Source organism: Streptomyces sp. HSS9-12, assembly GCF_054963655.1.
Window position 1 is genome coordinate 24,819 of sequence record NZ_JBUEGC010000062.1, and the last position, 8,806, is coordinate 33,624.

The 8,806-nt window shown below is 72.0% G+C and carries 8 protein-coding genes; all 8 read left to right on the top strand.

The window, feature by feature from the left end; genetic code table 11:
* The first annotated feature begins 123 nt into the window (after positions 1-123).
* The 8 genes from hpnE to ACY34J_RS25735 all read left to right on the top strand — a co-directional run bounded on the left by hpnE (position 124) and on the right by ACY34J_RS25735 (position 8,788).
* Entirely contained in the window at positions 124-1,593 is a 1,470-nt protein-coding gene (gene hpnE, locus ACY34J_RS25700) for a hydroxysqualene dehydroxylase HpnE (RefSeq protein ID WP_462729003.1), read from the top strand.
* The gene (locus ACY34J_RS25705) at positions 1,590-2,687 is read left to right on the top strand and encodes a polyprenyl synthetase family protein (protein WP_462728983.1); all 1,098 of its coding nucleotides are present in this window, start codon (positions 1,590-1,592) and stop codon (positions 2,685-2,687) included. Before hpnE ends, ACY34J_RS25705 begins: the two co-directional genes overlap by 4 nt.
* A gap of 104 nt (positions 2,688-2,791) precedes the next feature.
* Positions 2,792-4,789 (top strand): squalene--hopene cyclase, encoded by a 1,998-nt coding sequence (gene shc / locus ACY34J_RS25710; RefSeq protein WP_462728982.1) that lies wholly within the window; start codon positions 2,792-2,794, stop codon positions 4,787-4,789.
* Positions 4,789-5,463, top strand: a complete 675-nt coding sequence (locus tag ACY34J_RS25715) for a phosphorylase family protein (protein ID WP_462728981.1) — start codon at positions 4,789-4,791, stop codon at positions 5,461-5,463. Before shc ends, ACY34J_RS25715 begins: the two co-directional genes overlap by 1 nt.
* 5 nt (positions 5,464-5,468) lie before the next feature.
* Positions 5,469-6,491 carry an adenosyl-hopene transferase HpnH gene (gene hpnH / locus ACY34J_RS25720; protein ID WP_462728980.1) on the top strand — a complete coding sequence of 341 codons (1,023 nt, stop codon included), beginning with the start codon at positions 5,469-5,471 and terminating at the stop codon, positions 6,489-6,491.
* A 26-nt stretch (positions 6,492-6,517) separates the two neighbouring features.
* Positions 6,518-7,939, top strand: coding sequence for an aspartate aminotransferase family protein (locus ACY34J_RS25725; protein WP_462728979.1), 1,422 nt, complete (start codon positions 6,518-6,520; stop codon positions 7,937-7,939).
* 79 nt (positions 7,940-8,018) lie between these two features.
* The gene (locus tag ACY34J_RS25730; RefSeq protein WP_462728978.1) at positions 8,019-8,642 is read left to right on the top strand and encodes a helix-turn-helix domain-containing protein; all 624 of its coding nucleotides are present in this window, start codon (positions 8,019-8,021) and stop codon (positions 8,640-8,642) included.
* 2 nt (positions 8,643-8,644) lie between these two features.
* Entirely contained in the window at positions 8,645-8,788 is a 144-nt protein-coding gene (locus tag ACY34J_RS25735; RefSeq protein ID WP_462728977.1) for a DUF6126 family protein, read from the top strand.
* Positions 8,789-8,806: the final 18 nt, after the last annotated feature.

An 8,806-nucleotide genomic window follows, 5' to 3' on the forward strand; every position in this document is an offset into this window, starting at 1 on the left:
GCATCGACATCCCCCAGCGGTAGTCCCCCTGGGCCTGATGGCCCGGGTGGGGGCACCCCCAGCGGTAGCTGGGGGAGTACCCCCAGGGGGAGCCGGGAGTCGAGCGAACACCGTGTAGCCGTCATCGGCGGGGGAATCGCCGGGATCGCCGCCGCGCTCTGCCTCGCCGATGCCGGGCTGCGGGTCACCCTCCTCGAAGGGCGGCCCCGCCTGGGCGGCCTGGCCTTCTCCTTCCGCCGCCGCGGCACGGCCGGAGAGCTGACCGTCGACAACGGCCAGCACGTCTATCTGCGCTGCTGCACCGCCTACCGCTGGTTTCTCGACCGTATCGACGGCACCCGGCACGCCCCCCTCCAGGACCGGCTGGACATCCCCGTGCTGGACATCGGAGGCGGTCGCCCCGGCTCCTCCAGGGCCACCCTCCCCGGCACGGAGTTCGGACGCGGACGGCTCGGCCGGCTGCGCCGCACCGCGCTGCCCGTACCGCTGCACCTCGCCGGCAGCCTCGCCCGCTACCCGCACCTCTCCCTCGCCGAACGCGCCCAAGTCGCCCGCGCCGCCCTCGCCCTGAAGGGGCTCGACCCGGCCGACCCCGCCCTCGACGGCGTCGACTTCGCCACCTGGCTGCGCGGCCGCGGCCAGTCGCCCCGCGCCGTGGCAGCCCTCTGGGACCTGGTCGGCATCGCCACCCTCAACGCGCGCGCCGCACACGCCTCCCTGGGCCTGGCCGCCATGGTCTTCAAGACCGGCCTGCTGTCCGAGCCGGGCGCCGCGGACATCGGCTGGTCCCAGGTGCCGCTCGGCGAACTGCACCACACCCTCGCCGGCGCGGCCCTGGACAGGGCGGGCGTACGGACCGAGCTGCGCGCCCGCGCCGCCGCCGTCATCCGCACCCCCGAGGGCAGTTGGAACGTCGACGTGGAAAAGGGGCCCCGCAGCGGCGAACGGCTGGCCGCCGACGCGGTCGTCCTCGCCGTACCGCAGCGTGAGGCCCACGACCTGCTGCCCGACGGAGCCCTCGACGACCCCGGGCGGCTGCTGCGCATCGGCACCGCTCCGATCCTCAACGTCCACATCGTCTACGACCGACCCGTGCTGCGCCGACCCTTCTTCGCCGCGCTGGGCACCCCCGTCCAGTGGGTCTTCGACCGTACTGAGCCCTCCGGACTCACCGACGGCGGCCAGTACCTGGCCCTCTCCCAGTCCGCCGCGCACGAGGAGATCGACGAGCCCGTCGCCGTGCTGCGGGAGCGCTATCTTCATGAGGTGGAGCGGCTGCTGCCCGCCGCACGCGGAGCGAAGGTGCGCGACTTCTTCGTCACCCGGGAGCGGACAGCGACCTTCGCCCCGGCACCGGGCGTCGGACGGCTCCGCCCAGGGGCCCGTACCCGCGCCCCCGGCCTGTATCTGGCGGGAGCGTGGACCGACACAGGCTGGCCCGCGACCATGGAGGGTGCCGTGCGCAGCGGTATCGAAGCCGCCACGGCCGCCTTGGCCGGACTTGGCCGCCCGCACCACAACCTGCCCCCTGCCTTCGGGCGAGGGCAGGACCGATATGCGGCTCTGCCGCGTGGCCGGCAGGAGGCGGCATGAGCACGACGCGTACAGCAGGACACAGAGGAGAGACCGTGACTTCGGCGAACCCGGCTATCGACCCCGCGGACGTCGCCGCGCTGCTCGAGCGCGGACGGACGCTCGCCACGCCGGTGCTTCGCGCCGCCGTGGACCGGCTGGCGCCGCCGATGGACACCGTGGCCGCGTACCACTTCGGGTGGATCGACGCCGATGGCCGGCCGTCGGCCGGCGACAGCGGCAAGGCCGTACGGCCCGCGCTCGCCCTGCTGTCCGCCGAGGCCGCGGGTGCCGCCCCGGAGACCGGCATCCCCGGAGCCGTCGCCGTCGAGCTGGTGCACAACTTCTCGCTGCTGCACGACGACCTGATGGACGGCGACGAGCAGCGCCGCCACCGGGACACCGTGTGGAAGGTGCACGGCCCCGCCCAGGCGATTCTGGTCGGTGACGCGCTCTTCGCCCTCGCCAACGAGATCCTGCTGGAGCTCGGCACCGTCGAGGCGGCGCGTGCGACCCGCCGGCTCACCATCGCCACCCGCAAGCTGATCGACGGCCAGGCGCAGGACATCTCCTACGAGCACCGTGAGCGGGTCTCCGTCGAGGAGTGCCTGGAGATGGAGGGCAACAAGACCGGCGCGCTGCTGGCCTGCGCCGTCTCCATCGGGGCGGTCCTCGGCGGCGCGGACGACCTGATGGCCGACGCCCTGGAGGCGTACGGGTACCACCTGGGCTTGGCCTTCCAGGCCATCGACGACCTGCTCGGCATCTGGGGCGACCCGGAGGCCACCGGCAAGCGCACCTGGAGCGACCTGCGCCAGCGCAAGAAGTCCCTGCCGGTCGTCGCCGCCCTCGCCGCGGGCGGCCCGGCCTCCGAGCAACTGGGCGAACTCCTCGCCGCCGACGCCAAGAACCCCGACCTGGAGAACTTCGACGAGGAGGCGTTCGCCAACCGGGCGGCGCTGATCGAGGAGGCCGGCGGCCGGGACTGGACCTCGCAGGAGGCCCGGCGTCAGCACACCACCGCGGTCGCGGCGCTGGACCGCGTGGAAATGCCCGCCCGCGTCCGGGCCCAGCTCGTCGCGCTCGCCGACTTCGTGGTCGTACGCACCCGATGATCCGCACCCTCATATAGCTCGCGGTCGCCGGCCGGCACCACTTCTGGTGCCGGCCGACGGCGAACCCCAGCACAGCAGATGACGCACTGCACGAAGGGGAAGCCATGACAGCGACGACCGACGGCGGCGCCGGGGCCGTACCGTCCCGCGTACCCGCGGACCAGGAGCAACAACCCGAGCAGGCCCGGCAGTCCACAGGGACCCGGGCCCTCGCCGAAGCGGCGGCTGCCCGCTCGGTGGCGCATCTCCTGCGGCAGCAGGACGCCGGAGGCTGGTGGAAGGGCGACCTCGAGACCAATGTGACCATGGACGTCGAGGACCTGATGCTCCGCCAGTTCCTCGGCATCCGCGACGAGAAGACCACCGAGGCCGCCGCCCGCTGGATCCGCTCCCAGCAGCACGAGGACGGTACGTGGGGGACCTTCTACGGCGGTCCGGGCGAGCTGTCCACCACCGTCGAGGCGTACGTCGCGCTGCGGCTCGCCGGAGACGCACCCGATGCGCCGCACATGGCCGCCGCCTCGGCGTGGTTGCGGGGGCACGGCGGAATCGCCGCCTCCCGCGTGTTCACCCGGATCTGGCTCGCGCTGTTCGGCTGGTGGAAGTGGGAGGACCTGCCCGAGCTGCCGCCCGAGCTGATCTACCTGCCGCCGTGGTTCCCGCTCAATATCCACGACTTCGGCTGCTGGGCCCGGCAGACCCTCGTGCCGCTCACCATCGTCTCCGCCAAGCGGCCCGTACGGCCCGCGCCGTTCCCCCTCGACGAGCTTCATACCAACCCGGCCCAGCCCAACCCGCCGCGCCCCAAGCCGCCCGCCACCAGCTGGGACGGCGTCTTCCAGCGGCTGGACCAAGCCGTCCGCGCCTACCGGAAGGTCGCCGTCCGGCCGCTGCGCCGTGCGGCCCTGGGCGCCTGCGCCCGCTGGATCATCGAGCGGCAGGAGAACGACGGCTGCTGGGGCGGCATCCAGCCCCCGGCCGTCTACTCCGTGATCGCCCTGCACCTGCTCGGCTACGACCTGGCCCACCCGGTGCTGCGCGCCGGGCTGGAGTCCCTGGACCGCTTCGCGGTGTGGCACGAGGACGGCAGCCGCATGATCGAGGCCTGCCAGTCCCCGGTGTGGGACACCTGCCTCGCCACGATCGCCCTCGCCGACGCCGGTCTGCCCGCCGACCATCCGGCGCTGGTCAAGGCCGCCGACTGGATGCTCGGCGAGCAGATCGTGCGGCCCGGGGACTGGTCCGTACGGCGGCCCGGACTGCTCCCCGGCGGCTGGGCGTTCGAGTTCGACAACGACAACTACCCCGACATCGACGACACCGCCGAGGTCGTCCTCGCGCTGCGCCGCGTACGGCACCGGGACCCCGGGAGGGTCGAGGCGGCCGTGCGGCGCGCGGTGCGCTGGACCGTGGGCATGCAGTCCAAGGACGGCGGCTGGGCGGCCTTCGACGCCGACAACACCAGCCTCTTCCCGGGCCGGCTGCCGTTCTGCGACTTCGGGGAGGTCATCGACCCGCCGTCGGCCGATGTCACCGCGCACGTGGTGGAGATGCTGGCCGCCGAGGGCCTGGCGGACCACCCGCGGGCCCGGCGCGGCGTGATCTGGCTGCTCGGCCACCAGGAGGCGAACGGCTCCTGGTTCGGCCGCTGGGGCACCAACTACGTCTACGGCACCGGCTCCGTCGTCCCCGCCCTCGTCGCCGCGGGCCTCCCCGCCTCGCACCCGGCGATCCGGCGCGCCGTCGGCTGGCTGGAGCGGGTGCAGAACGGTGACGGCGGCTGGGGCGAGGACCAGCGCTCCTACCGCGACCCCGCGCGGTGGGCGGGCCGGGGCGCATCCACCGCCTCGCAGACCGCGTGGGCGCTGCTCGCCCTGCTGGCGGCGGGCGAGCGGGAGAGCAAGGCCGTACAGCGCGGCGTGACCTGGCTCGCGGACACCCAGCGGGAGGACGGCTCCTGGGACGAGCCGTACTTCACCGGCACCGGCTTCCCCTGGGACTTCTCGATCAACTACCACCTCTACCGGCAGGTCTTCCCGCTCACCGCTCTGGGCCGGTACCTGCACGGAGAACGTCTCCGGACCGCATCGCAGGGTGCCTGATGGCACCGGCCCCCGGCAGCGGCCCGCTGCTGATCGCCTGCGCGCTGGGCATCGAACACCTCGCCCTGCGCAAGGCGGGAGGCCGCGGTGCCGCAGTGCGGTCCCCGCACGCCGGCGGGCCGGTGACCGTCCTGCGCACGGGGATGGGCCCGCGGGCCGCGGAGCGCGCCGTCACCCGCACGCTCCAGGGCGATCCGGCGGCGCGCGACGCCGCCGTGATCGCCGCCGGCTTCTGTGCGGGCCTTGAGCCCGGGATGCACCCCGGGGACCTGATCGTCGCCGACGAGACCCGCGACGCCTACGGATGCGTCGCCTGCACCGGAACGGAGGTGCTGACGACAGCGCTGGCCGGGCTCGTACGGGCCACGCCGGGGCGCACCGTCCACACCGGCCCGCTGACCGGCTCCGACCATGTGGTGCGGGGCGCGGAGCGGGCGGAGCTGCGTGCCACCGGCGCGATCGCGGTGGACATGGAATCGGCCGCCACGCTGCGGAGCGCCGTCCGGCTCGGGCCGCGCCCGGTTGCGGCCGTCCGGGTGGTCGTGGACGCTCCTGAGCATGAGCTCGTCCGTATCGGGACACTGCGCGGTGGAATATCGGCTTTCCGCGTACTGCGTGCCGTCCTTCCGGCTTTCTACGAATGGCACCGTTCCTTGCTGCACCTCAGGAGGTGAGCTCCATGGCCATGCCGCTGCGTCAGACCATCCGCGTCGGAACGTATCTCCTTGAACAGAAGCTTCGGCGGCGGGAGAAGTTTCCGCTGATCGTCGAACTCGAACCCCTCTACGCCTGCAACCTGAAATGTGAGGGCTGCGGAAAGATCCAGCATCCGGCCGGGGTGCTCAAGCAGCGCATGCCCGTGGCCCAGGCCGTCGGCGCGGTGCTGGAGTCCGGCGCCCCGATGGTCTCCATCGCGGGCGGCGAGCCCCTGATGCACCCGCACATCGAGGACATCGTCCGGCTCCTGGTGTCGCGGCGTAAGTACGTCTTCCTGTGCACCAACGCACTGCTGCTCCGTAAGAAGATCGACAAGTTCCGGCCGTCCGCCTACTTCGCGTTCGCGGTGCATATCGACGGGCTGCGCGAGCGGCATGACGAATCGGTGGCCAAGGAGGGCGTGTTCGACGAGGCGGTGGCGGCCATCAGGGAAGCCAAGCGGCGCGGCTTCCGGGTCACCACCAACTCCACCTTCTTCAACACCGACACCCCGAAGACCGTTGTGGAGGTGCTCAACTACCTCAACGACGACCTGCGGGTCGACCAGATGATGATCTCGCCTGCCTACGCCTACGAAAAGGCGCCTGACCAGGAGCACTTCCTTGGCGTCCAGCAGACCCGGGAGCTGTTCCGCCAGGCCTTCGCGGACGGCAACCGGCGGCGCTGGCGCCTGAACCACAGCCCCCTCTTCCTGGACTTCCTGGAGGGGAAGGTGGACTTCCCCTGCACGGCCTGGGCCATCCCCAACTACTCCCTCTTCGGGTGGCAGCGCCCCTGCTACCTGATGAACGACGGATATGTGCCCACCTACCGGGAGCTGATCGAGGAGACCGACTGGAAGGCGTACGGCCGGGGCAAGGACCCGCGCTGCGCCAACTGCATGGCGCACTGCGGCTACGAGCCGACCGCCGTACTCGCGACCATGAGCTCCCTCAAGGAGTCGCTGCGGGCCGCCCGCGACACCATCAGCGGAAACGCTGGGTGAACCCGCGCCGCAAGGAGACCCGAGGCATGACATCCGCCGGAACCGCCGCCGGGACATCGGCGGCGCCCAAGGGCTTCGACCTCGCGACGCTGCTGGCCGAGCGCGGTGCGGAGCGCTACGACCTGCACGCCCGGTACCTCAACCCCCAGCTGCCGCGCATGCTGCACACCATCGGCTTCGACAAGGTCTACGTGCGGGCCGAGGGCGCCTACTTCTGGGACGCGGAGGGGCGGGACTACCTCGACATGCTCGCCGGCTTCGGCGTGATGGGGCTGGGCCGGCACCACCCGGTCGTACGCAAGGCCCTGCACGACGTCCTCGACGCCCAGCTCGCCGACCTCACCCGCTTCGACTGCCAGCCGCTGCCCGGTCTCCTCGCCGAGCGGCTGCTGTCCCACGCCCCGCACCTGGACCGGGTCTTCTTCGGCAACAGCGGTACGGAGGCGGTGGAGACCGCGCTGAAGTTCGCCCGCCGCGCCACCGGCAAGCCGCGGATCGTCTACTGCACCCACGCCTTCCACGGGCTGACCACCGGCGCGCTGTCCGTCAACGGCGAGACCGGCTTCCGGGACGGGTTCGGACCTCTGCTGCCCGACACCCCGATCGAACTGGGCGATCTTGCGGCGCTGGAGCGCGAGGTGCGGCGCGGGGACGTGGCGGCGCTGGTCGTCGAGGCGGTCCAGGGCAAGGGGGTGTACACGGCCCCGCCCGGTTTCCTGCTCGCCGCGCAGGAGCTGCTGCACCGCCACAAGGCGCTGCTCATCGCCGACGAGGTGCAGACCGGCCTCGGCCGCACCGGTGACTTCTTCGCCTACCAGCACGAGGACGGCGTCGAACCGGACCTGGTGTGCGTGGCCAAGGCGCTGTCCGGCGGCTATGTGCCGGTCGGCGCGACCCTCGGCAAGGAGTGGATCTTCCGGCGGGTGTACTCCTCGATGGACCGGGTGCTCGTCCACTCCGCCAGCTTCGGCAACAACGCACAGGCCATGGCGGCCGGGCTGGCCACCCTGGCGGCGATGGAGAACGAGGAGATCGTCGCGAACGCCCGGCGGACGGGCGAGCTGCTGCGCACCCGGCTCGCCGCGCTCGTCGACCGCTATGAGCTGCTGTACGACGTACGCGGCCGCGGGCTGATGATCGGCATCGAGTTCGGCAGGCCGAAGTCGATGGGGCTGCGCAGCCGCTGGGCGATGCTGCAGGCCGCCCGCAAGGGTCTGTTCGCGCAGATGGTGGTCGTGCCGCTGCTGCAACGGCACCGGATCCTCACCCAGGTCTCGGGGGACCGCCTGGAGGTGATCAAGCTGATCCCGCCACTGATCATTGGCGAGCGGGAAGTGAACCGCTTCGTTGACGCGTTTACCAACGTGATGGACGACGCCCACAGCGGCGGCGGTCTGATCTGGGACTTTGGCCGCACGCTCGTCCGGCAGGCCATCGCCCAGCGCTGATCTTTTTGCCCAGCGCTGATCTTTTGCCTGTTGGGTAAGAAACTTGCCTCAGAGGCGAAGGTCTGGCTCAATCGAACTCATGAGCCCTGACCTTTCGCCTGCGGCCGAGCCGTCCGAGGTGCTGCCGCTCGCGGTCGCGCCCCGGCTGCGCGATCTGCGACGGCGCAGAGGCCTCACGCTCGAGGCCGCCGCCCGCCGTGTGGGCCTGTCGCCCGCACACCTCTCGCGCCTGGAGACCGGCCGTCGGCAGCCCTCGCTGCCGATGCTGCTGGCGCTGGCTCGTACCTACGGTACGACGGTCTCGGACGTGCTCGGCGAGACCCCCGCGGTGCAGGAGCCGATCGTGCGGGCCGACCGCATGGAGGCGGTCGAGTCCGAGGGCTGGACGTACTGGCGGGCGGGCAACCCGGGCCGGGCCATGCAGGCGCTGCGCGTGCATGTGCCGCAGGGCGCACAGCGGGAGCTGGTACGGGTGCACCCCGGTGAGGAGTGGATCTACGTACTGCAGGGCAAGTTGAGCCTCACGCTTGGGGACACCGAGGACATCCTGCTCCCCGGCGACTCCGCGCACTTCGATTCGCTCACGCCGCACCGGATCGCCGCCGCATCGCCCGGCGGGGCGGATCTGCTTTTCGTTCACACGCTGCTGCAGAGCGCGCCCGCCGAGCTGTGCCTCGGCGGCGGAAGCCACAGGAAGGACTGAACATGCCGAAGGATGTCACGGGGGCGGAACGCGGGGAGGGGCGCTTCCCGCGCGGGCTGGTGCTCCGACTTGTCGCCTACCTGGTGTTGGGCCACCTCTTCGCGGCATTCCTGTACCTGCTCTTCTACCTGGGCTCCCACCGCTAGTGCCGCGTCAGCCAGGGG

Bases quoted from the DNA above. Each gene is read 5' to 3' on its own strand.
- ACY34J_RS25715 (WP_462728981.1), top strand. From the start codon at position 4,789: ATGGCACCGGCCCCCGGCAGCGGCCCGCTGCTGATCGCCTGCGCGCTG.
- ACY34J_RS25730 (WP_462728978.1), top strand. From the start codon at position 8,019: ATGAGCCCTGACCTTTCGCCTGCGGCCGAGCCGTCCGAGGTGCTGCCG.
- shc (WP_462728982.1), top strand. From the start codon at position 2,792: ATGACAGCGACGACCGACGGCGGCGCCGGGGCCGTACCGTCCCGCGTA.
- ACY34J_RS25725 (WP_462728979.1), top strand. From the start codon at position 6,518: ATGACATCCGCCGGAACCGCCGCCGGGACATCGGCGGCGCCCAAGGGC.
- ACY34J_RS25735 (WP_462728977.1), top strand. From the start codon at position 8,645: ATGCCGAAGGATGTCACGGGGGCGGAACGCGGGGAGGGGCGCTTCCCG.
- ACY34J_RS25705 (WP_462728983.1), top strand. From the start codon at position 1,590: ATGAGCACGACGCGTACAGCAGGACACAGAGGAGAGACCGTGACTTCG.
- hpnH (WP_462728980.1), top strand. From the start codon at position 5,469: ATGGCCATGCCGCTGCGTCAGACCATCCGCGTCGGAACGTATCTCCTT.